This window comes from Allobosea sp., assembly GCF_035999205.1.
Classification (GTDB): Bacteria; Pseudomonadota; Alphaproteobacteria; order Rhizobiales; family Beijerinckiaceae; genus Allobosea.
Window position 1 is genome coordinate 975,028 of record NZ_DASYHA010000025.1, and the last position, 23,219, is coordinate 998,246.

Consider the following 23,219-nt stretch of genomic DNA (forward strand, 5'->3'; position numbering starts at 1 on the left):
AGCTATGAGGCTGATTGCCCGAGACGCTCGGCGCGTCCGGGTTCGGCGTGTCTCGCCTCAAGCCTTGGCGAAGCGCGCCGCCGAGGCCTCGAGCTCGGCGATGGCGCCGTCGATCTCGGCGCGCTGGGCCCGCAGCAGCTCGAGCTGCTCTGCAACCTGCTCACGGCTGAGCTGAAGACCGCCGACCGAAGTTGAGCCAGCCTCGAGACCCTTCTTCTCCTCATTGGCGAGCATGGCGCGGATTTCCACGAGCGTAAAACCGAGCTGCTTGCCCTTCAGGATCAGCGCGAGGCGGGCACGATCGCGGCCCGAATAGATCCTGGTCATGCCGGAACGTGCGGGCGAGATCAGGCCACGCGATTCATAGAAGCGCAACGTGCGCAGCGTCACGCCGAAGTCACGGGCGAGATCGCTGATGGTGAAGCCACCGGCCGTTTCCGGCTCGGATGCTGCGGAGGGAGAAGCGCGGCCGTCAAGATTCGGAGCGGCCGCCAGAGCGGAGCTTTGGCGCGACATTCGGTTATCAATCCTTGATGATGGGAGCGGGCACACCGGCATCGATGGCGGCGGCTTAGGCATGGCGCCGAGATAGGCGAGAGCCTGTCGTTGCGTCAGGTAATATCGTGCTTCCGTGAGGTAAGTTACGGTTAACCGGCTAGCGACCGAGAGCGGCGGCCTCGCGCGTTCGCAGAAAATTAACCGATGGGGCCGGAATTTTAACCGGCTGTTTACCACGCTGGCCAAAAGGTCGGTTTCGCGGATCGGCGTCGTCGCTACGGCAACGTTATCTTCAGGTGTCGCCAACCCGCAGGAAGACAGCGGCGTTCAGGGGCCTGCGTCTTCCGGTTCCAAGGAAAAGCCCCGTAGGCGAGCGTCACATGGCCAATAGCTTGCCCTGGAGCGTGAAGGGCGTCGATCCCCGCACCCGTGATGCGGCCAAGGCCGCCGCACGGCGCGCCGGCATGACGCTCGGCGAATGGCTCGACCACAAGCTGGGCGAGGAAGCGCCCGCCGACCCCGCGCCGCCCGAACAACTCGACATCGCAGCTCTCTCCGAGCGCCTGGCCCGGCTCTCGCAAGGCCAGATGGATACCGCTCCGCAACAGCCCGTCAGCGTGCAGCAGAGCGCCGCTTCGCCGTCGCGCAGCGAAATCGACGCCGTTCTCACCCAGGCCGCCAGCCTCGAGAGGCTGACGCGCGAATCGAGCGCCAAGACAGTCGGCGCGCTCGATTCGATCGCACGCTGGATCGAGAACACCGAGAACCGGATGAGCTCCGGCGAACGCGCCGCCGCCGAACGCCAGGACCGTGCGACCAGCGTGATCGCGGAGGCGATCAAGACGATGGGCGAACGCATCGCCGATATCGAACGCCGGTCGCAGGAGGCGAAGCAGGCTCCAGCCCGCGCCGAGCAGGCGCCGCGCCTCGCTTTCAGCCGCGACGGCCTTGCCGCCGCCGTGACCGACATCCGCAGCCGCCAGCGCATGCTCGACGAGGAGGAGGCCGCGCCCGCCGTTGCGCGCCGGCCGGCCATGGCGGAAAGCCGCATCTCGGCCCTGCGGGACGATCTGCGCGAGCTCAGCGCCCGCATCACGCCCGTGGCCGCCCGCCCCGCAGCCCCGCTGCCGCCGCCGCGTTTGGAGCCCGATCCCCAGCTCGGCAAGATCGAAGCCATGCTCGCCGAACTCGGCGGGCGCCTCGACCGGCTCGACAAGCGCGACCGGGTCGATCCGATCCTGAAGCCGCTGGCACGCATCGAATCGGAAGTGTCGCGCCTCGCCCAGGACCGCTCGGGCGAGAGCTATCAGCGCATCGAGCTCGAGATCGCGCATCTGGCCGCCAAGGTCGATGCGCTGACGGCCCGTGGCGGCGACCGCACGATGCTCGCCCCTGTGCAGCGCGACATCGCGGAGCTGCGCGACCTGCTGTCCTCCAATGGCAGCGATGGGAGGCTCGCGGAGCTGTCCGAGCAGGTCTCGGCGCTCTCCTTCGACGTCAATCGCATCCGCGACGGCCAGCAGGACAGCCGCGAGTTACGCGGACTGACCCTGGCGATCGACGAGATCCGCGACGCGATCCTGGCCGAACGCGGCCAGGCGCGGGTTCACGACCTCGAACCGCTTGCCTCGCTTTCGCTGCAGATCGAGAAACTGGCCGGCAAGATCGACACTCGTCCGAGCAGCCAGATTGAAGATCGGATCGACGCTCTGCAGGAGCGCATCGAGGCTCTCGCCGAGAAGGGGCCCACCGCCGTAACACGCCAGATCGACGCGCTCGCCGGGCGCATCGAGAACCTCGCGGCCTCGACCAACCTCGCGCATCTCGTCAGCGAGGGGCAAGCGATGCCGGTCGCGCAGGTCGATCTCGGCCCCGTCGAGCAGATGCTCCGCAACCTTGCCGACAAGATCGACGAGGCCGGCCGCCCCGGCGCTGAAGCAGGCGCGTTCGATGCCCTCGAACAGCAGATCTCGGGCCTCGCCCAGAGGCTCGACGCCGCCGCTGCGACACGCTCCGCCGAGACTGGCATGGAGCGGACGCTGCAGGATCTCGTGGTCCATCTGCGCTCGATGCGCGAGGAGACCACCGAGGCAGCCGAGCGCGCGGCGCGGGCCGCGATGTCCGACCATCTCGGCAAGGCCGCACAGCCGCAAAGCGGCCTCGCCGAGCTGAGCACGCTCGTTTCGGGTCTGCATGAGAGCCAGGCCTCGACCGGGCGCGAGACTCAGGACGCGATCGGCGCGGTCCACCAGACGCTCGAGACCATCATCTCGCGGCTCTCCAGCCTGGAGGCCGAACTGGTCGCCGACCGGCAGGCTGCAGCCTCGGCCGCCGCCGCGCCGGCGCGTACGCCGATGCCACCGCGCATCGCAGCAGCCGAACGCGCAGCCGCCAGGCCGCCGGCGATGACCGCCGCCATGAGCCTGGCGATGGAGGACCGGATCGCGCCGCCCGAACCGGTCGCCCCCGCCAAGGCCGAGGCGCCCGCACTCGCAGCGCCCGCCGCCAATACCGCCGCGACACAGATCAACGCTGCGCTCGACCTGCCGCTCGAGCCAGGCTCCGGCCGCCCCCGTGCCGATGCCACGCTTGCCGGCGGCCATGACGCGCAGTCGATCCGCCAGAACCTGATCGCGGCCGCCCGTCGCTCGGCGAAGGCCGCGACGGAAGCGGCTTCGGCTGCTCCCGCAGCGGCCCCGGAAGTCGCCAAGACCGGAGGCCGGCTCAAGGAGATCATGGAGAAGCGCAAGCGCCCGCTCCTGCTCGGTCTAGCGGCGCTCGTCCTCGCCCTGGGTACCGCCCATCTCGTCACCGGTGCGCTGAAGGGGCCGCGTACGGCCGCCACCGGCGACACCGTGCAGAGCCCGATCGTTCCGAAGGAAGAAGCTCCCGCCGCGGCGCCTGCCAAGGACCAGACTTCGGCGCTGCAGCCCGCGCCTGCCACCCCTGCGCCGGCAGCTCTTGCTGCTGCCGCGCCGCCGGCCGCGGACGTCACCGGCTCGACTACCCAGCCGGTCGCGCCATCGGCCCCGGCCGCGGCGTCCGAGGTCAGCGAACCCGTCCAGGCCGTGACAGGGCTCGGCGAGCTTCCGGCCGGCTTCGGCAGCCCCGGCCTGCGCAAGGCCGCGCTCGACGGCAATGCACGCGCCGTCTACGAACTGGCGAGCCGCGCCGCCGATGGCCCGGCCGCCACGCGCGACCCCAAACTGGCATTGCGCCTGTTCGAGCGGGCCGCAGTCGCGGGCCTCGCTCCCGCGCAGTTCCGCCTCGGCAACATGTTCGAGAAGGGCATCGGGACCGCCCGTGACCTCCAGCTCGCGCAGGTCTGGTACATGCGCGCCGCCGAGCGCGGCAACGCCAAGGCGATGCACAACCTCGCCGTGCTCCACGCCGAGGGAGTCTCCGGCAAGCCCGACTATGCGACGGCGACCGAATGGTTCCGCCGCGCTGCCGAATTCGGCGTGCGCGACAGCCAGTACAACCTCGCCGTCCTGCTCGGACGCGGGCTCGGCGCACCGACCGACCTCGGCCAGTCCTATCTCTGGTTCTCCGTTGCCGCGAGCCAGGGCGACGATGACGCCAGCCGCAAGCGCGACGAGGTCGCCCAGCGGCTCGGCGCCACCGATCTCGCCGCCGCCAAGGCGGAGGCGGCCAGCTGGAAGCCGAAGCCCCTCGACGCGGCCGCCAACGAGGTCACGCCGCCGGCCAAGGGCTGGGACGAGACCCCGACCGCCGCTGCGGTGAAAAAGCCGATCAAGCCGGCGCGGAGCTGACGTCGGCAAGCCTCGCGACAGCCCACTCCGTCATGGTTTCGACGCGTTGGCACGCCATCACGACAGGCAGCCGGCCGGTCGCCGGCCAGCTCGTCCGCCAGCTCGCGCTGGCCTTTCCGCCAGCATCTTGCCTTAACCGGATCGATGCATAGTCGGACGAGCCGGCGTCGGCCCGTCGTTCGGCGCTGCGGCGCGTGAGGAGTTGAGGTGCAGATCTATCTCCCGATCGCCGAATTGCCGATCAGCATCCTCACGGTGCTGGGGCTCAGCGGCGCGGTCGGCTTCATCTCGGGCCTGTTCGGCGTCGGCGGCGGCTTCCTGCTGACGCCCCTCCTGATCTTCCTCGACATCCCGCCGGCGGTGGCGGTCGCCACCGTCGCCGCGCAGGTCGCAGGGTCCTCGACCACCGGCGTGCTGACCTACTGGCGACGGCGGGCGCTCGACTTCAAGCTCGGCGGCATCCTGGTCGCGGGTGGCATTCTCGGCACGTTGCTGGGCGTGCTGTTCTTCAACTCGATGCGCCGTCTCGGCCAGCTCGAGCTGGTCATCACCCTGTCCTATGTGACCCTCTTCACGATCATCGGCGGACTGATGCTCTACGATGCCCTGCGGGCCCTGATGCGCGTCCGCGCCGGCAAGCCGGCGCGGTTGAAGCGCCGGGCCGGCACGCATCCCTGGTGGATGGGGTTGCCCTGGCGGATGCGGTTCCCGCACTCGCAGCTCTATTGCAGCGTCATCCCGATCGCCCTGCTGGCGATCGTGATCGGCTTCATCGGCGCGGTGCTCGGCGTTGGCGGCGGCTTCATCCTGGTGCCCGCCCTGATCTATTTTTTCCGGATCCCCACGGCCGTCGTCGTCGGAACCTCGCTGTTCCAGATCCTGATGACGATGACGGGCGCCACCATCCTGCATGCGCTGACCAACCAATCGGTCGATCTCGTCCTGGCCGTCCTGCTGCTGCTCGGCGGCGTCATCGGCGCGCAGTTCGGCGGGCGTGCGGCGCGCAACCTCAACGTCGAATCCTTCCGCCTGCTGCTGGCACTGCTGATCCTCTCGGTCGGCATGCGCTTCGCGATCGAGCTGTTCATTCCGCCCACGGAGCCGTTCTCCGTCGTGGTGACGGAGGGCACGCGATGAACCGGTTCGCGCGGCTCGTCATGATGCTGGGGCTGATGGCCTGCGCGGCGGGCCCCGTCAGGGCCGAGTCGCTTATCGCGGCGATGTCGAGCCATCAGATCCAGATCTCCTCGAACTACACCGGCAGCCAGCTCACGGTCTTCGGCGTGGTCGAGCGCGACGGGCGGACGGTTGCCCGCGGCGACCCCTACGACATCGTCGTCACCGTGCGCGGGCCGAGACGCATGCTGCTGGTGCGCGAGAAGGAAAGGCTGGGGCCGATCTGGATCAACCGCACCCAGCGGCGTTTTCCCGATTCGTCGACCTTCCTGACCGTGGCGAGCAACCGGCCGCTCAACGAGATCATCAGCCCGGAGGCTGCGCGACGCGAGCGCATCGGACTGGAGAACGCCCAGCAGCGCAAGGATGCCGCGCTCGACCTCGACGTGACGACGGCGCGGTTCCAGGAGGGGTTGATCCGCATCCTCTCCGACAAGGGGCTCTATTCGTCCGAAGAGCGCGGCGTCACCTTCCTCTCCAACACGCTGTTCAGCGCTCCGATCGACGTGCCCGCCACGGCGCCGACCGGGTCCTACGAGATCGACATCGTGCTGTATGCCGGCGGCGTGCCGCTCGCCCGCCAGACCACCAATTTCGAGGTGGTTAAGACCGGCATGGAGCAGCGCCTCGCTTCCGGCGCCCATGAACTGCCTCTGCTCTATGGACTGATCACGGTGTCTCTGGCGCTGCTGCTCGGCTGGCTCGCCAGCGTCGTGTTCCGGCGTGACTGAGCGGGAGCTTGCTGCTTCAGCCGACCAGAAGCCCATATGCCAGGAACGGCACGACGGTGCCCTCCGCGAGCACCGTGAGATCCTCGGCCAGCTCGACGAGGCCGTCGGTGCGGGTCAGCGACGTCAGCACGCCCGCGCCGTCCTGCGGATGCTTGCGCGCGATCATGACGCCGTCGGCGGAAGGCTCCAGCGAGACGCGGACATATTCGCGCCGCCCCTCCTTCTTGCGATAGGCGAAGCCCAGTCGCACCGGCAGGGCGACGGGCCGCGCCTGCTCCGTGCCGGCGAGCCGCGCGATCATCGCACGCGCGACGAAGGCGAAGGTCACGAACACCGCGACCGGGTTGCCGGGCAGGCCAATGAATGGCGTCGCGCCGACGCGGCCCAGCGCCACGGGCCGGCCCGGCTTGATACCGATGCGCCAGAAGGCGAGTTCCCCAGCCTGCTCGATGGCGGCCTTGACGTGGTCCTCCTCGCCGGTCGAGACCCCGCCCGATGTGAGGACGAGGTCACAGCTACCGGCCGCCTCGGCCAGGCGCCGCGCCAGGCTGTCGCGCTCGTCGCGCAGGATGCCCAGGTCGATCACCTCCGCTCCGGCCCGCGCGACCATGGCGCGCAGCAAGGCGCGATTGGCGTCGTAGATCGCGGCCGGCTCCAGCGCCCGGCCTGGCTCGGTGAGTTCGTCGCCGGTCGAGAACACCGCAATCCGTGGCCGGCGCCGCACCGTGACCTCGGTCAGGCCAAGCGCCGAGAGCAAGGCGAGATCCTGCGGGCGCAAGCGCTGGCCGGCCCTGGCCGCAACCGCACCGCGCGAAATGTCCTCTCCTGCGGGGCGGGCGTTCGCGCCTCGCGCGAGGCCCTGGGGCAGGATCGCGAGCCCCCCCTCCAGAGCGACGTCCTCCTGCATGAAGACCGTATCGGCGTCGGGCGGCATCGGCGCGCCGGTGAAGACACGGACAGCGACGCCTCGCGTCGTCACGCCGGCCGCATCCGCTCCCGCCGCAACGCGGCCGGCGACAGGCAGACGGGTTTCGCCGCCGGCCGCAAGATCGGCGAAGCGCACCGCGTAGCCGTCGACCGCGGAATTGGCGAAGGGCGGCAAGTCGATCGGCGCCGTGACATCCTGTGCCAGCACGCGGCCATCGGCCTGCGCCAGCGTCACCACCTCGATGCCGACCACCGGCCCGACCAGCGCCGCGACGCGCTCGCCCGCCGCCTCCAGCGTCATCAGGGCGCCGCCGAACGCCTCGCTGTCACGGCTCAGTTGCGCCATCGTCCGTTCACTCCTGCGAGCCGGTCCGCGCCAGCATCGTCGCCAGCGGCTGGGCTTCGGCGAGAATGATATCGGCAACGGCCGCGACGTCGTTGATGTCGATCACCGGACGGCCGGCATTGGGGAAGGCGATGTCGCTGGCGACGGCGACGATCGACGCATCGCCGGGATGCAGCGGCGGCTTGCCATTGCCGGCGCGATGGATCTCGATCTTGACGTGCGGCTCGCGCTTGAAACCCTCGACGATGACGAGATCGACGGGAGAAAGACGGGCGAGCAGTTCTGGCAGGGTCGCTTCAGGCTCGCTGCGCAGCTCGCGCATCAGCGCCCAGCGGCGTTCGGAGGAGATCAGCACCTCGCGCGCGCCTGCTTCACGATGAGCGTGGGAATCCTTGCCGGGCGTATCGAGGTCGAAGGCGTGGTGGGCGTGCTTGATCGTGGAGACCGAGACGCCGCGGCCCGCCAACTCGGGAATGAGGCGGGTCAGCATCGTGGTCTTGCCCGCGCCGCTCCATCCCGCCAGTCCGATCACGCGCATAGGCTGCCTTCGTCATAAACAAAACCGGGCGCCTGAGCGCCCGGCTGTCATCGGCCAGTTCGGGGGGCCGGGTCAAGCAAGCCGACCCGGATGCAGCGCCGTCACTCGGCCGGCTGCAACGCCGGCCTGCCGGGGGCGACATGGCCCTTGCGCACCTCCTCCTCGACCCAGAGCGAATGATGCGCCTTGGCCCAGTTGAGGTCGACCTCGCCGGAGCCCATCGCATCGAAGGCCCCCTCCATACCGATGGTGCCGATATAGATGTGGCCGAGGATGGCCGCGATCAGCAGCACCGAGACGATGCCGTGGACGACGTTCCAGAACTGCAGGTTCAGGACACCGCCGGCGAGCGCCGGGAAGATCAGGTAGAAGCCGGAGACCGAGAGCGCGGCGCCGCCGAGCACCACGGCCCAGAACAGGGCCTTCTGGCCACCATTGAAGCGCCGGGCCGGAGGATGGCCGTTGCCGACGATGCCGCCACCGGCGAGGAACCAGCGGACATCGACCATGCTGGGGATGTTGTCCTTGATCCAGACGACGAACATCAGCGCGATGCCGAGCATGAAGGGCCAGGCCAGGAAGTTATGCGCCCATTTTGCCGCGACCGAGAGGTTGGTGAAGGCGTTCGGTCCGATCAGCGGCAGCAGCACGTGCTTGCCGAAGGTGACGTTCAACCCCGAGAAGGCGAGCAGCACGAAGCAGGCCGCGGTCAGCCAGTGCATGAAGCGCTCGAAGCCGTTGAAGCGCGTGATTGTCTGCCCCGCCGGGGCGGTTTCCATCCGGACGCGACCGCGGATCAGATAGAATGCCACCAGGAGCGCGAGCATGCCGAGCACGACGATGGTCGCGATGCGCAGCATCGTGCCCTGGTGGAAGGCGCGCCAGTCACGGCCCGCAGGCCGCTCCAACGTCGCCGCCCTCTGGTCCGGAATGGTGATGCGGCCCTGCAACTCCGCCTGGGGATTGCCCTTCAGCGCCTCGAGGAACTGCTGTTCCCTGACCGATTGCGCGGTTGGATTGACCTGCTGAGCCTGTGCCGGAACCGCTGCCGCCGTGGCGACGGTCAGCAGCAGGGCTACCGCGAGGAGGCGAAGGACAGCGCCGAAACGCATTGCGAAAATCCTTTTGCGAGCCCTCATGCCGAGGAGCCGTTTCGTTTCAAAGCACGGGTCTACCCGCGTCAGATGGCGATCGTTTCCTTGTAGGCAGTCTGCCAGCCCCAGGCGCCCGAGCCATAGCCGCGCTTCACCACCCGCTCCTTGTAGATCTGGGCGATGATCTCGCCGTCGCCGGCGAGCAGGGACTTCGTCGAGCACATCTCGGCGCAAAGCGGCAGCTTGCCTTCGGCGAGCCGGTTCGAGCCGTATTTCTGGAACTCGGCTGGCGAGAGATCGGCCTCCGGGCCGCCCGCGCAGAAGGTGCACTTGTCCATCTTGCCGCGCGTGCCGAAGTTGCCGATCTTCGGATACTGCGGGGCGCCGAAGGGACAGGCGTAGAAGCAGTAGCCGCAGCCGATGCAGAGATCCTTGTTGTGCAGGACCACGCCGTCGGCGGTATTGTAGAAGCAATCCACCGGGCAGACGGCCATGCAGGGCGCATCCGTGCAGTGCATGCAGGCCATCGAGATCGAGCGCTCGCCGGGCTTGCCGTCATTGATGGTGACGACGCGGCGGCGGTTGATGCCCCAGGGCACCTCGTTCTCGTTCTTGCAGGCGGTGACGCAGGCGTTGCACTCGATGCAGCGGTCGGCGTCGCAGAGGAATTTCATCCGGGCCATGGTTCAGTTCCTCCTCACGCCGCCGCGATCTGGCAGAGCGTGACCTTGCCTTCGTGCATCGCCGTCACCGGGTCGTAGCCATAGGTCGTGACGATGTTGACGGATTCGCCGAGCACGATCGGGTCCGTGCCTTTGGGGTAGTTCCCGCGCTGGTCGGTGCCCTGGTAGAAGCCGCCGAAATGGAAGGGCATGAAGGCGACGCCCTTGCCCACGCGCTCCGTCACCAGCGCCTTGACGCGAGCCTTCGAGTTGTTCTCCGGACCCGAGACCCAGACGAAGGCGCCGTCCTTGATGCCGCGTGCCGAGGCATCGGCCGGGTTGATCTCGACGAACATGTCCTGCTGCAGCTCGGCGAGCCAGCGGTTCGAGCGGGTCTCCTCGCCGCCGCCCTCGTATTCGACGAGGCGGCCCGAGGTCAGCACGATCGGGAACGACTTGGCGATGCCCTTCTCGACCGCAGCCTTCTGGACCGTGGTGTGCAGGTTCGGGATGCGCAGCGTGCGCTCGTCGGGACGCGCCGGCCATTTGGCGACGAGGTCGACGCGCGGCGAGTAGATCGGCTCGCGGTGCGTCGGCACCGGGTCCGGCAGGTTCCAGGCATTCGCCCTCGCCTTGCCGTTGCCATAGGGCACGCAGCCATGCTTGAGCGCGACGCGCTGGATGCCGCCGGAAAGGTCATTGGCCCAGTTCACCGCATCGATGGCATTTCCGCCGATCCAGGTGATGGTCTCCAGTTCCTGCGGCGTCAGGTCGGCATCCCAGCCGAGCTTCTTCAGCACGCCCATGGTGAACTCGGGATAACCGTCCCGGATCTCCGAATTGAGCGAGTAGGAGCCGTTCTCCGCCAGCAGCGTATCGTTGACCTTGCTGCCGTCAGCCAGGGTGCGCTCGCGGGTCAGGCCAAAGCGCGGACGGAAGGTCCCGCCGCCGTTCCCCGCCTCGAGCGCGGTATTGTAGAGGATGTGGGTGCCGGGATGCTTGAGTTCCGGCGTGCCCCAGCACGGCCAGGGCAGGCCGTAGAAATCGTTCTCGACGGGCGAGCCCTTGGCGCCGCGCAGGCTGACGAGATCGAACTTGTCCTGGTGCTGCATGTGCAGCTTCAGACGCTCGGGCGACTGGCCGGTGTAGCCGGTCGACCAGCCGCCCCGGTTGATCTCCTTGAGGATCGATTCGGCCGACGGCTCAGGGCCGTACTTGCCCTGGACCATCTCGAAGTTCTTGTGCATCTCGGCGGCGAAGCCGAGCTTCTGCGCCAGCTTGTAGATGACGTAGTAGTCGCTCGCGGCCTCGAAGATCGGCTCGACGATCTTCTCGCCCCATTGCACGGAGCGGTTAGAGCAGGTGCGCGAGCCCGAGCATTCGAACTGGGTGCCGATCGGCAGCAGATAAGTGCCGTTCTTGCGCCCGCCGAGCGAGACGAAGTTGGTCGGGTGCGGATCGGCGACGACCAGCAGTTCCAGCTTCTCAAGGCCCTTCACGGCGTCGGGCATGCGCGGGATGGTGTTGCCGCCATGGCCCATGACGAACATGGCCTTGAGGTTGTCCTTCTGGTCGACCTGCTCGGCCGGCAGATTGGCGGCGTCGAACCAGCGGGTCGAGGTGTGGCCGGAGGTCTCCATATTGGCCTTGGCCGTGCGGGCCGGACGGCCGCCCTTGGCCGGAACCTCGTCGAAGCGGGTGACGAAGTAGTCGTAAGGCACGTCCCAGACACGGGCCCAGTGGCGCCAGGCGCCTTCGACCAGACCGTAGTAGCAAGGCAGATTCGAGATATCGAGGCCGAAATCGGTCGCGCCCTGCACGTTGCAGTGGCCGCGGAAGATGTTGGCGCCATTGCCCATGCCGCCGACATTGCCGGTCGCCAGCAGGAGGTTGCAGATGGCGCGGACGTTCGCTGTGCCGACCGAGTGCTGGGTCACGCCCATGCACCAGATGAAGGTCGCGGGCTTCACCTTGGCGAAGGTCTCGGCGGCGCGCTTCATCTGCGCCTCGGGAACGCCGGTGATGTCCTCGACCGTCTTGGGATCGTATTTCTCGACCTCCTTGCGCACGTCATCCATGCCGTGGACGCGGGCGGCAAGGAACTCCTTGTCCTCCCAGCCATTCTTGAAGATGTGCCACATCATGCCCCAGATCACCGCGATGTCGGTGCCGGAACGGATGCGGATGTAGTCGGTGGCATGCGCGGCCGTGCGGGTCAGGCGCGGATCGAAGACGATGACGTTGGCGCGGTTGAGTTCCTTGCCGGACAGGATGTGCTGCATCGAGACCGGATGGGCTTCCGCCGCATTCGAGCCCATGAACATGATCGTCTTGGAGTTGCGGATGTCGTTGTAGGAGTTCGTCATCGCGCCGTAGCCCCAGGTGTTGGCAACACCTGCGACCGTGGTGGAGTGGCAGATGCGCGCCTGGTGGTCGACGTTGTTGGTGCCCCAGAAGGCCGCGAACTTGCGGAACAGATAGGCGCCCTCGTTGGAGAACTTGGCCGAGCCGAGCAGATAGACCGAATCGGCGCCGGACTTGCCGCGGATCTCCATCATCTTGTCGCCGATCTCGTTGATCGCGACGTCCCAGGAGATGCGCTGCCACTGGCCGTCGACCAGCTTCATCGGGTACTTGATGCGACGATCACCATGGACGAGCTCGCGCACCGAAGCGCCCTTCGCGCAATGCGAGCCGCGGTTGATCGGGCTCTCCCAGGCCGGCTCCTGGCCGACCCAGACGCCGTTGGCGACCTCGGCCTTGACCGTGCAGCCGACCGAGCAATGGGTGCAGATGTTCTTGACGATCTTGGTGCCCGTCGCGGGGCCGAGACCGGCAGCCTCGGCCTTGCGGACAGAGCCGATCTGGAGGGCGCCTGCGGCGGCAATGCCGCCCGCTACCAGGCCGGAGCGGCGAAGGAAGGCTCGGCGGTCGATGACGCCGGAGGACAGGCCGGCGATCGCCGCCTGGAGTCGGCCGCGCTGCACATCGGCCGTCTTGCGCTTGATCAGCATGGTTCTCGGCCTCTCAGTAACGGTTGACCCGGTAGAAGTCCTTGACGTGCTCCGACTCGCGGTAACGCGCCTTGGTCTCTTCCTTGCCGGGGTCGACGGCGGCGGCGGGCGTCACCATCGCAGGCGTCGCGGCCAGCGTGGCGCCCGCGCCGAGCGCCTTGAAGAAGCTGCGCCGGTCGACCGCTGGCTTGCCGGGCTCTCTGGTCTTCGACATCATCATCTCCCACGCATCTTGCTCTGCGGCCGTCATGCCGGCAGCCTCGCCGCCTGCGTCTCGATCGAGAGGAACAGGCTGCCGAGGCGGCCCACGGCCTTGTAGAATTTCGCTGCCTTCGCGACCTCGAGATCGGCGAAGAAGCGCTCGCCCCAGGGCTCGACATGCCGGGCGAAGAAGCGGTTGGCGTCGATGCCCTCTGCCGAGAACTCGCCGCGGATCAGCTTCGCCATGATGTCGAGGAGGACGGCGATGTGGTCTTCCGGTTCGCCGGCGCGCTCGGCGCGCGCGAGGCCGAGCGCGCCCATGTCCTCGCGGACGAGAGCGAGCGGGCGTTCATGCAGGAAGCCGGTCAGGTAATAGGAGGCATAGGGCAGGAGCTCGCCCCGCCCGACGCCGATGAAGAGCTCGAAGAACTCGTCGCGCAGGCTCTCGGGCGTGGCCTCGTCGGCCGCCTCGGCCAGGGCCAGATGCGCCATGCCAAGTGGAGATGCGTCGCCTTGCAGGCCGCGCAGCACGGCCAGCGTGTTGGCGGTCGGCGCCCGCCAGAGCAGCGCGCCGATCAGCTCGCATTCGCGGGCGCGTGCATCGTCGATCTCATCGATCTCACTCGGCGCGGCGCTCGCTACAACTTCGGGATAGAGGTCCGGGCGCAGGTCTCCACGCGGCACGCCAGTCAGCGCCTCGACAGACAGGACACGATCGGCCGGGACTCGCTTCCAGCTCGAGATTGCCGGTTGCGAAACACCCAGGCTGCGCGCCAGGGCCCTTACACCGCCAGCGCTGTCAATCGCCTTTTCGAGTGCCGGGTCGCGCATCGATTCCAGTCGCCGTCCTCTTCACTTGATCGACCCAGCCGCCGACCAATCTTTAGGCAGTGATAATGCCTCCTTATCACTCAAGAAGTAAAATGATTCCAATCTGTTTTCATGTTGGAATTGCCCCACCTCCACGCTTGCGAAGCCGCATGGAAGGGGCCTTCTCGGGCGCAGTATTTTGCACCGCAGCATAGACGGATGAGCCGGATTGCTGCGGCAGCAGGGCCAAATCCTGCACTTCTGCCGCGTCGCTGCTCAGCCTAACCGCCTTGGCGCCCTCGCCCCCGGCCGACGCATCCCGCGTCGCAGCATCGGTTTTCACACCTTCGTCATTAGACGAAAGTGGGTGCGACATGCCGTCACCCTCTCGCTCAGCAGCCGTCAGCACGGTAGCTTCCGGCTCCGGTTTCTCGCCAAAAATGCTCCGCAGCATGCCGGCGACGTCGTCCGATTCCGTCAGCGGCCCATAGCCTGGCGCACCGCCCGGGGTGTTCCAGTCGAGCGCGTAGTCGCGCGCCGGGTTCTCGAAGCCGGCGATCGCGGGGTCGCTTTCCCAGGCGCGCCGCAGCGCCGCGAGCTTCCAGCTTTCCGGCACGTTGCGCTTAAGCCAGGGAGCGAGATCGAAATCCTTGTCGACGAGATCGAGCGCAGGCGGCTCGATCTCCGGCTCCGACTCGGCAGGTACGGTCGGCGAAAGGCCGGCTTCGGCGGGAGCGGACATTTCGGCAGGAGTGGCCGCGCGGGTCGCTTCCGGTTCGGCCTGCTCGCGCTTGCGCCGTGACCAGCGGCTGAGGAAGCCCTCCTCCTCGGGAGCGCCGGCGCTCATGATTCGCTCTCCCGCCGGCGTGCTCCCGGTTCGGGGCGCGGGCCGCCGCCTTTGCGCGGATCGTGCTCGCTACGCTGGCGCTTGATGAACTCGCGTTCGACATGGTGTGCCTCGAAGAAGGCGAGCACCTGCTCGGCAATGGCGACCGGCATCGGCAACGCCTCCACGATGTCGCCGACATTCTCGGCATAGACCTCGCCTTCGAACGGGTCCGCCGTGACACCGACGAACTCGATCTCCGGCTCCATCCCAGTCGGCCTGATCGCGACCCAGAGCTTGGCGCGGCCGGCCTGGAAATTCTCGCGGAAATGGGCGGTGTCGACGGAGTGGAGCGTCAGCGTCGCCGGCCCGAGATAGAAGCTGCGCCTGTCGGCCGAGCCCGGCAATTCGGTCCAGGGGTCGAGCGGCGGCGGCTCGGGCAGCACTGCGAGCGGCGTCCAGGCATGATCGATCCAGGGGGAATCGACCGCACGGCGTTCGGCCACGATGCCGACCTCGATGTGCGCTTGCGTCATCGCCGCCTCCTTGGCGTCTAGTTCGCCATCTCGCGTGTGGCGAGCGGCAGGCCCGTCACGAGGTTCTGCGGCTTCAGCCGGAGCTCCCTCTCGGGCGACATCGCCATGATCAGATAGATCGGCTTGGCCCTGGCCGCCGGCAAGACCGGCACGTCCTCGGGCAGCGTCATCGTATAGAGCCCCAGCACCCGCGACAGCGCCTCCTCGGCCGGCGCCTGCCCCTTCCAAAGCGCGTTGCCGATGATTGTCGCCTGCGCATCGAGCCCGACGAACCAGCGCCAGTCAGCGTCCTTGACCTTTTCCAGAGGCTCGATCGCGACGTCGAAGCCATGGATTTGGCGGACCCAGTGGCGCAACGCCTGGCCAAGCGCCGCCCGGCCCGACGGCGTTCCGCCAAGGTCGAGCACCATGTCGAAGCCGTCCGAACGCTGCCAGTACTGGTCGGCGTTGGCAGGCTTCAGGATATCGAGCGCGGTCGCTGCGGGGCCCCCGAGCATGGCGAGCAGCGGCGAGGCGTGGCGGTCCGCCTCGTGCCCCTCGATCATCTCGGCATCGGCGAGCAGGATCGTGTTCTCGTGATGGGTGACGCGCTGGGGCCGGAACAGGCATTCGGCGGCCCGCACCACGAAGGGGTCATCCACCTCGTCCAGTGCTGCGCGCAGGATGACGTGGACGAGCTGGTCGAGGAACAGCGGCGGGATGCCCGACACGCCCTGGCGGATGATGCCAGTATAGGCTGCTTCAAGCGTCGGCGCAGCCATGAGCCGGTCGCGCCAACCCAGCATGAAGCGCCAGTTCTCGCGCGCATCCGCGTCGACGATAGCACCGATCTCGGCCGACGATACGTCCCGCTGAGGGGTGTCCATCAGTCTGCCATGCAGGGCCCGTTCGGCGTCGCAAGCCTCATCCGGCGGCAGCAGTTCGGGCCGCGCCAGATAGGCCTTGAGGAAATCGTCGGTGACCTTGAGGCCGCCGCCCGCCTCGCGGTCCAGCAGCAGATGGCCCGAGCTGGCCCAGAAATGCGTCATGACAGTCCGGTCTTCAATCTGTTCAACGGGTTTGGCCGAGTTTCAGGAGATCGACCTGCTCGGCCGGCTCGTCATCCTCGCCCGCCACCTCCAGGAACTCGAAGGCGCGGAAGCCTTCGGTCTGGGTCGCGTCGCGCGGGGTCAGCGTGCGGAAGCGCTCGCAGATCTCGTTCTCTTCCAGCGTCCGGTGCAAGGCCAGAAGGGTCTGGGCGGGGTGGTCGCAGAGCGAGGCGGCGAAGGCGATCTCCTCCTCGGCTGCAGCACGCGCCGTCGCGAGATCGGGCGCGCCGAGCTTCTGCATCAGCTGTCCGGCAAGCTCGGCGATGGCCGCCTCGCGCTCGGCCTCCGTCGCCTCCGTCACCACGGCGAGCGTGCTCCAGCCGAAGCTGGCCGTGCCGAGAAAGCCGGAGCGGAATGCCGCCTTGCCCTTGGCGTCGAGCGCGCCGAGCGCGGCCACGTCGAACAGGAAGGAGCCCGTGACCAACCATTCGCCCGGCTCCGCTGCCCGGCGGAAGACGAAGGTGTCCGACGAGTCGAGCCTGATGGCGCGGGGGAGCTTGAGGCCGGTCATAACTTCGGCCCGCCATTCTCGCGGTCGAGCCAGTCGACCCGCGCCAAAGCCTCGACGAGGCTGCGGCGCTCGGTTCCCGCCTGCGTCGTCGCGACGAGGTCGCCATTCGACTCGATGCCGTGGCGCGTGCCGACAACCTTGTCGAGCCGATCGAGCCAGCGCCGGGCCGCTGCCTTGGGTCCATCACTCTGCCAATGCGTGACGCCGAGCATCAGATGGCGGGCGAAGGCCTCGAGCAGGTCGACCGCATCGACCTCCTCGAAGCCCTCCTCGGCCATGCCGACGCCGCTCTGGCCAAGCGCGAAGGGCGTCATTGTCGTGGCGCGCAGCATCGCCCCGAAGACGAGCCAGTCCGGAACCTCGTTTTCGCCGCAGCCCTCGGGCCAGGCAAGCCTGCCGCCGCCGATGAGGCCGAGATCGTAGACCAGCGCATCCGGCCAGCGGAACAGGATCGGCCGCTCCGGCGGGCTGTAGACCGCCAGCGCGTCGGCGAGCGCGTTCATCGCCAGGTAATGCGCGAGCCGCGCCTCGCACAGCGGATTCTCCGGCTCGAGAACGACAGCGAACTCGATGATATCGAAGCGCCGCGTCCAGACGATCGTCGCCGCGCCCGCCTCCGGCGCAATCTTGCAGGCACGGGCGAAGGCATCACCCGATTCGCGCTGGGTCACCAGCGAGAAGCCGGGCGGCAGCACCGGCTCGCGACGAAGATCATCCGGTCGCTGGGCAGTCGCCGCCATCAGCCTGGCCTCCTCAGTCTCGCCGCTCCGGCCGCCATCGCCTCTTTCCCCTCGCCGCGCAACCGCGACCAAATGCTCGCCTGGAGTTTCTTTTGAACCACTCCAATTCCATATAAGCATGGATTATCGCAAGGAGGACGAGCTGCGTCCTTCGCGCCCGAGGATATGCCGCCGATGCCCGACACCACCCGCACGCTGATGGTCTGTTCGTGCGAGGACACGATGCCGCTCGACGGCGCGGCGCTGGCACGCGGCTGCAAGGGCGCCGACATCCGTACCGCCCGCCATCTCTGCCGGACGCAGACGGAGCTGTTCACGCGGGCGCTGGGCGAGAGCGCCGCCGTCACCGTCGGCTGCACGCAGGAGGCTCCCCTCTTCGAGGAGATCGCCGCCGATCTGGACTATGCGGGCGAGCTCGTCTTCGCCAACATCCGCGAGGCGGCGGGCTGGTCGCGCGAAGCAAAATCGACGGGCCCGAAGATGGCCGCGCTGCTGGCCGCCGCCGCAGAGCCGATGCCGCCGATCTCGTTCACGCCCCTCACCAGCAAGGGCGTCGCGCTGGTCTATGGCCGCGACGAGACCGCGATCTCGGTCGGCCAGCGGCTGGCGGAGCATCTCGACGTGACGATCCTGCTCTCGCGGCCGGGCGACGTCACCCCTCCGCGCGTCGTCGAGACGCCGGTGCTGAAGGGCACGATCGCAACCGCGACAGGCTGGCTCGGCGCCTTCGAACTGAAGATCGACGACTATGCCGCCCCTGCCCCGTCCTCGCGGGCGAAGCTCGTCTTCGGCGAAGCGCGCGATGGCGCCACCTCGCATTGCGACATCGTGATCGACGTCTCCGGCGGCACGCCGCTGTTTCCGGCCGACGAGCTGCGCGCCGGCTATCTGCGCGCGGACCCGCGCAGCCCGGCCGCGATCGAGAAGCTGATCGCGGAGGCCGGTCATCTCGTCGGGGAGTTCGACAAGCCGAGCTATGTGCGGCTGAACGAGGACCTCTGCGCCCATTCACGATCGAAGAAGACAGGCTGCACGCGCTGTCTCGAGCTCTGCCCGACCGGGGCGATCACGCCGAATGGCGACCATGTCGCGATCTCGGCCGAGATCTGCGCCGGCTGCGGCGCCTGTGCCGCGGTCTGCCCGACCGGGGCCGTGACCTATGCCCTGCCGCCCAGCGATGCGCTGCTGCGCCGGCTGCGCACGCTGCTCGTGACCTATGCCGAGGCTGGTGGGCGGGCGCCGGTCGTGTTGCTGCATGACGGCGAGCATGGCGAGGCGTTGATCGACGCACTCGCCCGCTTCGGCGAGGGGCTGCCGGCCCGCGTGCTGCCGCTGCGGATCAACGAGGTCACCCAGATCGGGCTCGAGACCTTCGCCGCGGCGCTCTCCTTCGGCGCGAGCGCAGTGCGCGTGCTCGGCCGCGCCAAGCCCAAGCACGACCTCTCCGGGCTGCAGCGCAACCTGTCCTATGCGAACACGCTTGCGGCCGCGCTCGGCTTCGCACCCGACAGTGCCGGGCTGATCGAGACCGATGATCCGGATCAGCTCGCGGCGGCGCTCGCGCGCCTGGCTCCGGGAACCGTCTCGCCGGCGCCGGCCCGCTTCCGGCCGATGGGCGAAGGGCGGCCGTTGCTGCGCCAGACGATCAGCGAGCTCCATGCCGCCGCACCGTCCCCGGTAGCCGCCGTCGCACTGCCGGCGCGCGCGCCGTTCGGAACGGTGCATGTCGACACCGAGGGTTGCACGCTCTGCCTCGCCTGCGTCTCGGCCTGTCCAGTCCAGGCCCTGTCCGACGATCCCGACCGCCCGACGCTGAGTTTCCAGGAAGATCTCTGCGTGCAGTGCGGGCTTTGCGAGGCGACCTGCCCGGAGAAGGTCATCACGCTGGAGCCGCGCATCGATTTCGAGGCCTGGAAGGGCGGCCGGCGCGTGCTCAAGCAGGAGGAACCCTTCCACTGCATCAGCTGCGGCAAGCCGTTCGGCGTGCGCAGCACGATCGAGAAGATCGCGGCCAAGCTTGAGAATAAGCACTGGATGTTCTCGGGCGATGCCGCCCGCCGCATCTCCGTGATCCGGATGTGCGAGGATTGCCGGGTCGAGGTCGTGGTGAACGAGAGCTTCGACCCGCACCTCTCGCCCCAGCGCCCGCCGGTGCGCACCACGGAGGACTACCTGCGCGAGCGGGCGGAGCGCGGTGAGGATCCATTGCAGTAGGGGGCGCCTCCCTCCCCATTGTGGGAGGGAACTACCGCGTCACCTTCTCCAGCCAGTCGACCAGCGCCTGCCGGTCCTGGGCCGAACCGATGGTCTGCTCGGGCATCTTGGTGCCCGGTGTGTAGGCGGCAGGGCCGATCTCGAAGAGCTTCGCCACCGTCTCCTTGGTCCAGACGATATCCATCGTCCTGAAGGCATCCGAATAGGCGTAGCCCGGGGCGCTCGCAATCCTGCGGCCGAAGATGCCGTGCAGGGTCGGGCCGGCGCGGTTGCCGTCCGCGGCGGTGAGCGTGTGACAGGCGGCGCAAGCCCGGAAGACCTGCGCGCCACGCTCGCCATTGAAGGCCGCGAGCAGGTCCTCGCCGGCGCGCGGCACGACCGTGCCGACATGCTCACCGGTCACGGCATTCCAGCGCCGCACGAGCCTGTCCGCCCCACCGGAAAGGAGCTGCCGGCCATCCGGCAGGAAGGCCAGCGACCAAACCGGCAGGCCCGGCCCGACCAGCGTCGCACGGATGCTGCGGGCTCTGCGGTCGATCAGCGCGACCTGACCGCGCAGGCCACCCGCCGCGATCGCCGTACCATCGGCAGAGATGGCCAGCGCGATCAGGGGTGTCTCGCCGATCACGATCTCGCCACGCGCCTCGCCATCGGGGCCGAACAGCCTGAGCCGGCCATCGGCGGCCGCGACCGCGATCTCGCCATCGGGCGCGACCACGACGCCGTTGAGCGGAGCCGGCAGGGTGATGATCCGCGCGGGTCCGGCATCGGCGGGCCAGATCCGCAGCGTCGCGTCGTAGCCTGAGGAGACGACGTTGCCGTCCGGCATGAAAGCGACGCCGTTCACCGGCCCCTTGTGACCTTCCAGGACCTTCGCCTCGCCATTACCCGCGAGCGACGCTACCCGCACCGTCTCGTCCCATGAGGCGGAGGCAAGGCGGCTGCCGTCGGCCGAGATCGCGAGCGCGGAAACCGGGCCCTTGTGCCCCTCGATGACCTGCGCCGGTTCGGCGGCGTTGCCACGCCACAGGGCGATGCGGCCATCCTCGGCGCCGGTGGCGAAACCGAGACCTGCAATCGCCGCCACCGCATTGACCGCGCCCTGGTGGAAACGCAGGACGGCGTCGGCCGTGCCTGCCGCCATGTTCCAGAGGATCGCCGACTGGTCGAAGGAGCCAGTCATCGCCGTCCGGCCATCGGCCGAGACCGCGACCGCCCGGACCGGCCCGCCATGGCCGCGCAGCTCCTGACCTGCCGCGGGGGCAAGCAGAAGCAGGGAGCATGCGAGGCAGCGGGCGGCATTCAGCATGGCGCCATCATGGACCGGCTCGCAGGGCGTGACAAAGCGGGCAGTTGATGCGGCAGGGTGCGCCATCCTATGAAGCGATCGTCCCTAACCGGTGCCCTGCATGTCCGCGATCCCGCTCAATCTGCGTGGCCTGAAATGCCCCCTGCCCGCGCTGCGGGTACGCAAGGCCCTGAAAGGCGCCATGCCCGGTGCGCTGTTCGTCGTCGAATGCACCGATCCGATGGCGGCGATCGACATTCCCAACCTGATGCGCGAAACCGGAGACGCGATCGAGGAGAGCCGCAGCGATGGCGGGCTCCTCGTCTTCCATATTCGCAAGGCTTAAATGATCCTCGATCGAGCCCTCATCCTGAGCGGCGCCGCAGGCGCGTCTCGAAGGATGCTCCGGGGAGCTCCGGAGAGATCTGGAGCATCCTTCGAGACGCCGCTTCGCGGCTCCTCAGGATGAGGGCTGAGGTTGACCAGGAGTTCTCTGACGTGGCCGTGACCCAAGCCGACATCCTGCGCGCACTAGAACTTGTGAAGCTGCCAGGGAGCGGGCAATCGCTCTCAGCCTCGGGGCGCGTCGCCGACATCCTGATCGATGGCGGCAAGGTGATCTTCGCCATCGGCATCGATCCGAGCGAGGCCGGCGCGATGGAGCCGGTGCGCAAGGCGGCCGAGAGCGCGGTGTCGGGCCTGCCCGGCGTGACGCAGGTTCTCGTCGGGCTCACCGCCGACAAGGCCCCCTCCTCCGCCGCAGCCCAAGCGCGTCAGCAGGCGCAGCGTCCGGCGCCGGGTGGGCCGACGCCGAAGGCCGCCGGCGTGCCGGGCGTCAAGCAGATCATCGCGGTCGCCTCGGGCAAGGGCGGCGTCGGCAAATCGACCACCACGGCGAATCTCGCCGTCGCGCTGGCGACGCTCGGCCTCAAGGTCGGCGTGCTCGACGCCGACATCTACGGACCTTCGGTGCCGAAGATCTTCGGCATCACCGGCAAGCCGCGGCTGGTCTCCGGGAGGACGCTGGCGCCGATGGAGGCCTATGGCCTCAAGATCATGTCGATCGGCTTCCTGATCGACGAGGAAACGCCGATGATCTGGCGCGGGCCCATGGTGATCTCCGCCATCACCCAGATGCTGCGCGAGGTCGCCTGGGGCGAGCTCGACGTGCTGGTCGTCGACATGCCGCCCGGCACCGGCGACGCGCAACTGACCATGGCCCAGCAGACGCCGCTGGCCGGCGCCGTGATCGTCTCGACGCCACAGGATCTGGCGCTGCTCGATGCGCGGCGCGGCGTCGCGATGTTCAAGAAGGTCGAGGTTCCGATCCTCGGCATCGTCGAGAACATGAGCTACTTCATCTGCCCGGAATGCGGCCACCGCTCGGACATCTTCGCCCATGGCGGGGCACGGCATGAGGCGGAGCGGCTCGCCGTGCCCTTCCTCGGCGAAATTCCGCTGGCCATGCCGATCCGCGAGACCTCCGATGGCGGCCGGCCGATCGTGGCGAGCGATCCCGATTCCGCCCATGCCAAGGCCTATCTGATGATCGCGCGGCAGGTGATGGCGTCGCTCGAAGGCGGCACGGTGCGCGCTGCGCCACGCATCGTTATCGAGTGACCTGCTCCGGGCCGGCTTGACCTAACCCGCTCTATGTTCCTATTTTGTTCTAAGGCAAAATGGAGCAGACGATGCCGACCAGCAGGGCGCGCCATCTCGGCATTTCCATCGAGCGGCCGGCCGAGGAGGTTTACGCCTTCCTGGCCGAGCCGCAGAACTTCCCGCAATGGGCGGAGGGGCTCGGCCACAGCTTCGACCATGTCGAGGGGATGATCTGGGCGGCGCAGACGCCGATGGGGCCGATGCGGATCGCCTTCAGCGAACCGAACGCCTACGGCATCGCCGACCATGCCGTCATCCCGGCGGACGGGCCGGCGATGCACAATCCGATGCGGGTGATGCCGAACGGCAGCGGCAGCGAGGTCGTCTTCACCCTGTTCCAGCGCAGCATGACCGACGACGAGATGGCCCGCGATGCCGGGATGGTGATGCGCGATCTCGCAGCGCTCAAGGCGCTGCTGGAGCGTTAGAGCCTGACGCCGCTCGTCGCGAATGCGACCTCGACCGGCTTCTGGAAGAAGTCGTTGAGCACGAAGCTCGCTCCGAAGGCCAGGATGGCTGCGACGGCGACAGCGACGACGAATGACTTCATGATCTTCCCCCGGGCGAGCACGGCAGCGATAAGC

At 68.2% G+C, this 23,219-nt stretch carries 22 protein-coding genes; 7 read left to right on the plus strand and 15 right to left on the minus strand.

Going from position 1 to position 23,219, the window contains the following annotated elements:
- Positions 1 to 57: 57 nt before the first annotated feature.
- Positions 58 to 804, minus strand: coding sequence for a MerR family transcriptional regulator (locus VGN82_RS20015; RefSeq protein WP_327528798.1), 747 nt, complete (start codon positions 802 to 804; stop codon positions 58 to 60).
- A gap of 74 nt (positions 805 to 878) precedes the next feature.
- On the opposite strand from VGN82_RS20015, the gene VGN82_RS20020 reads away from it, so the two are divergent.
- The 3 genes from VGN82_RS20020 (at position 879) to VGN82_RS20030 (ending at position 6,178) form a co-directional block, all read left to right on the plus strand.
- Entirely contained in the window at positions 879 to 4,271 is a 3,393-nt protein-coding gene (locus VGN82_RS20020; RefSeq protein ID WP_327528799.1) for an SEL1-like repeat protein, read from the plus strand.
- Between the two features lie 207 nt (positions 4,272 to 4,478).
- The gene (locus VGN82_RS20025) at positions 4,479 to 5,408 is read left to right on the plus strand and encodes a sulfite exporter TauE/SafE family protein (protein WP_327528800.1); all 930 of its coding nucleotides are present in this window, start codon (positions 4,479 to 4,481) and stop codon (positions 5,406 to 5,408) included.
- On the plus strand, positions 5,405 to 6,178 hold the full coding sequence (locus VGN82_RS20030; protein ID WP_327528801.1) for a TIGR02186 family protein: 774 nt from the start codon (positions 5,405 to 5,407) through the stop codon (positions 6,176 to 6,178). Before VGN82_RS20025 ends, VGN82_RS20030 begins: the two co-directional genes overlap by 4 nt.
- Positions 6,179 to 6,194: 16 nt before the next feature.
- On the opposite strand, the gene VGN82_RS20035 is transcribed toward VGN82_RS20030, so the two are convergent.
- From VGN82_RS20035 to VGN82_RS20090, 12 genes are all read right to left on the minus strand, one after another.
- Positions 6,195 to 7,451 carry a molybdopterin molybdotransferase MoeA gene (locus VGN82_RS20035; protein ID WP_327528802.1) on the minus strand — a complete coding sequence of 419 codons (1,257 nt, stop codon included), beginning with the start codon at positions 7,449 to 7,451 and terminating at the stop codon, positions 6,195 to 6,197.
- Positions 7,452 to 7,458: 7 nt separating this feature from the next.
- Positions 7,459 to 7,989 (minus strand): molybdopterin-guanine dinucleotide biosynthesis protein B, encoded by a 531-nt coding sequence (gene mobB, locus VGN82_RS20040; protein ID WP_327528803.1) that lies wholly within the window; start codon positions 7,987 to 7,989, stop codon positions 7,459 to 7,461.
- A 101-nt stretch (positions 7,990 to 8,090) separates the two neighbouring features.
- Positions 8,091 to 9,101: a formate dehydrogenase subunit gamma gene (locus tag VGN82_RS20045; protein WP_327528804.1), complete on the minus strand. Its 1,011-nt coding sequence runs from the start codon at positions 9,099 to 9,101 to the stop codon at positions 8,091 to 8,093.
- 68 nt (positions 9,102 to 9,169) lie between these two features.
- On the minus strand, positions 9,170 to 9,766 hold the full coding sequence (gene fdh3B, locus VGN82_RS20050; RefSeq protein WP_327528805.1) for a formate dehydrogenase FDH3 subunit beta: 597 nt from the start codon (positions 9,764 to 9,766) through the stop codon (positions 9,170 to 9,172).
- A gap of 14 nt (positions 9,767 to 9,780) precedes the next feature.
- The gene (locus VGN82_RS20055) at positions 9,781 to 12,759 is read right to left on the minus strand and encodes a formate dehydrogenase subunit alpha (RefSeq protein ID WP_327528806.1); all 2,979 of its coding nucleotides are present in this window, start codon (positions 12,757 to 12,759) and stop codon (positions 9,781 to 9,783) included.
- Between the two features lie 13 nt (positions 12,760 to 12,772).
- Positions 12,773 to 12,973: a formate dehydrogenase gene (locus tag VGN82_RS20060; protein ID WP_327528807.1), complete on the minus strand. Its 201-nt coding sequence runs from the start codon at positions 12,971 to 12,973 to the stop codon at positions 12,773 to 12,775.
- Between the two features lie 32 nt (positions 12,974 to 13,005).
- Entirely contained in the window at positions 13,006 to 13,791 is a 786-nt protein-coding gene (locus VGN82_RS20065) for a Cro/CI family transcriptional regulator (RefSeq protein ID WP_327528808.1), read from the minus strand.
- A gap of 109 nt (positions 13,792 to 13,900) precedes the next feature.
- Positions 13,901 to 14,617 (minus strand): DUF3306 domain-containing protein, encoded by a 717-nt coding sequence (locus VGN82_RS20070; RefSeq protein WP_327528809.1) that lies wholly within the window; start codon positions 14,615 to 14,617, stop codon positions 13,901 to 13,903.
- Complete coding sequence (locus VGN82_RS20075; RefSeq protein WP_327528810.1) at positions 14,614 to 15,132, minus strand: DUF3305 domain-containing protein; 519 nt, start codon at positions 15,130 to 15,132, stop codon at positions 14,614 to 14,616. Before VGN82_RS20075 ends, VGN82_RS20070 begins: the two co-directional genes overlap by 4 nt.
- 17 nt (positions 15,133 to 15,149) lie before the next feature.
- A complete protein-coding gene (locus tag VGN82_RS20080) occupies positions 15,150 to 16,160 on the minus strand; it encodes a DUF6352 family protein (protein WP_327528811.1) in 1,011 nt (336 codons plus the stop codon).
- Between the two features lie 22 nt (positions 16,161 to 16,182).
- Positions 16,183 to 16,731, minus strand: coding sequence for a DUF6505 family protein (locus tag VGN82_RS20085; RefSeq protein ID WP_327528812.1), 549 nt, complete (start codon positions 16,729 to 16,731; stop codon positions 16,183 to 16,185).
- Complete coding sequence (locus tag VGN82_RS20090) at positions 16,728 to 17,471, minus strand: biotin/lipoate--protein ligase family protein (protein WP_327528813.1); 744 nt, start codon at positions 17,469 to 17,471, stop codon at positions 16,728 to 16,730. Before VGN82_RS20090 ends, VGN82_RS20085 begins: the two co-directional genes overlap by 4 nt.
- A 174-nt stretch (positions 17,472 to 17,645) precedes the next feature.
- On the opposite strand from VGN82_RS20090, the gene VGN82_RS20095 reads away from it, so the two are divergent.
- Positions 17,646 to 19,685, plus strand: coding sequence for a 4Fe-4S binding protein (locus tag VGN82_RS20095; RefSeq protein WP_327528814.1), 2,040 nt, complete (start codon positions 17,646 to 17,648; stop codon positions 19,683 to 19,685).
- Positions 19,686 to 19,716: 31 nt separating this feature from the next.
- Here VGN82_RS20095 and VGN82_RS20100 read toward each other — a convergent pair whose 3' ends face one another.
- Complete coding sequence (locus VGN82_RS20100) at positions 19,717 to 20,994, minus strand: c-type cytochrome (RefSeq protein ID WP_327528815.1); 1,278 nt, start codon at positions 20,992 to 20,994, stop codon at positions 19,717 to 19,719.
- Between the two features lie 100 nt (positions 20,995 to 21,094).
- Between VGN82_RS20100 and VGN82_RS20105 the strand changes: the two genes are divergently transcribed.
- The 3 genes from VGN82_RS20105 (at position 21,095) to VGN82_RS20115 (ending at position 23,063) form a co-directional block, all read left to right on the plus strand.
- Positions 21,095 to 21,319: a sulfurtransferase TusA family protein gene (locus VGN82_RS20105; protein ID WP_327528816.1), complete on the plus strand. Its 225-nt coding sequence runs from the start codon at positions 21,095 to 21,097 to the stop codon at positions 21,317 to 21,319.
- Between the two features lie 152 nt (positions 21,320 to 21,471).
- Positions 21,472 to 22,593 (plus strand): Mrp/NBP35 family ATP-binding protein, encoded by a 1,122-nt coding sequence (locus tag VGN82_RS20110; RefSeq protein WP_327528817.1) that lies wholly within the window; start codon positions 21,472 to 21,474, stop codon positions 22,591 to 22,593.
- 71 nt (positions 22,594 to 22,664) lie between these two features.
- Complete coding sequence (locus VGN82_RS20115; protein ID WP_327528818.1) at positions 22,665 to 23,063, plus strand: SRPBCC family protein; 399 nt, start codon at positions 22,665 to 22,667, stop codon at positions 23,061 to 23,063.
- On the opposite strand, the gene VGN82_RS20120 is transcribed toward VGN82_RS20115, so the two are convergent.
- Positions 23,060 to 23,185, minus strand: a complete 126-nt coding sequence (locus VGN82_RS20120) for a hypothetical protein (protein WP_327528819.1) — start codon at positions 23,183 to 23,185, stop codon at positions 23,060 to 23,062. The two genes, VGN82_RS20115 and VGN82_RS20120, sit on opposite strands and share 4 nt — an antisense overlap.
- Positions 23,186 to 23,219 lie beyond the last annotated feature (34 nt).

Coding starts and splice junctions, on each gene's coding strand:
- VGN82_RS20020 (WP_327528799.1), top strand. CDS start 879: ATGGCCAATAGCTTGCCCTGGAGCGTGAAGGGCGTCGATCCCCGCACC.
- VGN82_RS20030 (WP_327528801.1), top strand. CDS start 5,405: ATGAACCGGTTCGCGCGGCTCGTCATGATGCTGGGGCTGATGGCCTGC.
- VGN82_RS20035 (WP_327528802.1), bottom strand. CDS start 7,451: ATGGCGCAACTGAGCCGTGACAGCGAGGCGTTCGGCGGCGCCCTGATG.
- mobB (WP_327528803.1), bottom strand. CDS start 7,989: ATGCGCGTGATCGGACTGGCGGGATGGAGCGGCGCGGGCAAGACCACG.
- VGN82_RS20045 (WP_327528804.1), bottom strand. CDS start 9,101: ATGCGTTTCGGCGCTGTCCTTCGCCTCCTCGCGGTAGCCCTGCTGCTG.
- fdh3B (WP_327528805.1), bottom strand. CDS start 9,766: ATGGCCCGGATGAAATTCCTCTGCGACGCCGACCGCTGCATCGAGTGC.
- VGN82_RS20055 (WP_327528806.1), bottom strand. CDS start 12,759: ATGCTGATCAAGCGCAAGACGGCCGATGTGCAGCGCGGCCGACTCCAG.
- VGN82_RS20060 (WP_327528807.1), bottom strand. CDS start 12,973: ATGTCGAAGACCAGAGAGCCCGGCAAGCCAGCGGTCGACCGGCGCAGC.
- VGN82_RS20065 (WP_327528808.1), bottom strand. CDS start 13,791: ATGCGCGACCCGGCACTCGAAAAGGCGATTGACAGCGCTGGCGGTGTA.
- VGN82_RS20070 (WP_327528809.1), bottom strand. CDS start 14,617: ATGAGCGCCGGCGCTCCCGAGGAGGAGGGCTTCCTCAGCCGCTGGTCA.
- VGN82_RS20075 (WP_327528810.1), bottom strand. CDS start 15,132: ATGACGCAAGCGCACATCGAGGTCGGCATCGTGGCCGAACGCCGTGCG.
- VGN82_RS20080 (WP_327528811.1), bottom strand. CDS start 16,160: ATGACGCATTTCTGGGCCAGCTCGGGCCATCTGCTGCTGGACCGCGAG.
- VGN82_RS20085 (WP_327528812.1), bottom strand. CDS start 16,731: ATGACCGGCCTCAAGCTCCCCCGCGCCATCAGGCTCGACTCGTCGGAC.
- VGN82_RS20090 (WP_327528813.1), bottom strand. CDS start 17,471: ATGGCGGCGACTGCCCAGCGACCGGATGATCTTCGTCGCGAGCCGGTG.
- VGN82_RS20095 (WP_327528814.1), top strand. CDS start 17,646: ATGCCCGACACCACCCGCACGCTGATGGTCTGTTCGTGCGAGGACACG.
- VGN82_RS20100 (WP_327528815.1), bottom strand. CDS start 20,994: ATGCTGAATGCCGCCCGCTGCCTCGCATGCTCCCTGCTTCTGCTTGCC.
- VGN82_RS20105 (WP_327528816.1), top strand. CDS start 21,095: ATGTCCGCGATCCCGCTCAATCTGCGTGGCCTGAAATGCCCCCTGCCC.
- VGN82_RS20115 (WP_327528818.1), top strand. CDS start 22,665: ATGCCGACCAGCAGGGCGCGCCATCTCGGCATTTCCATCGAGCGGCCG.
- VGN82_RS20120 (WP_327528819.1), bottom strand. CDS start 23,185: ATGAAGTCATTCGTCGTCGCTGTCGCCGTCGCAGCCATCCTGGCCTTC.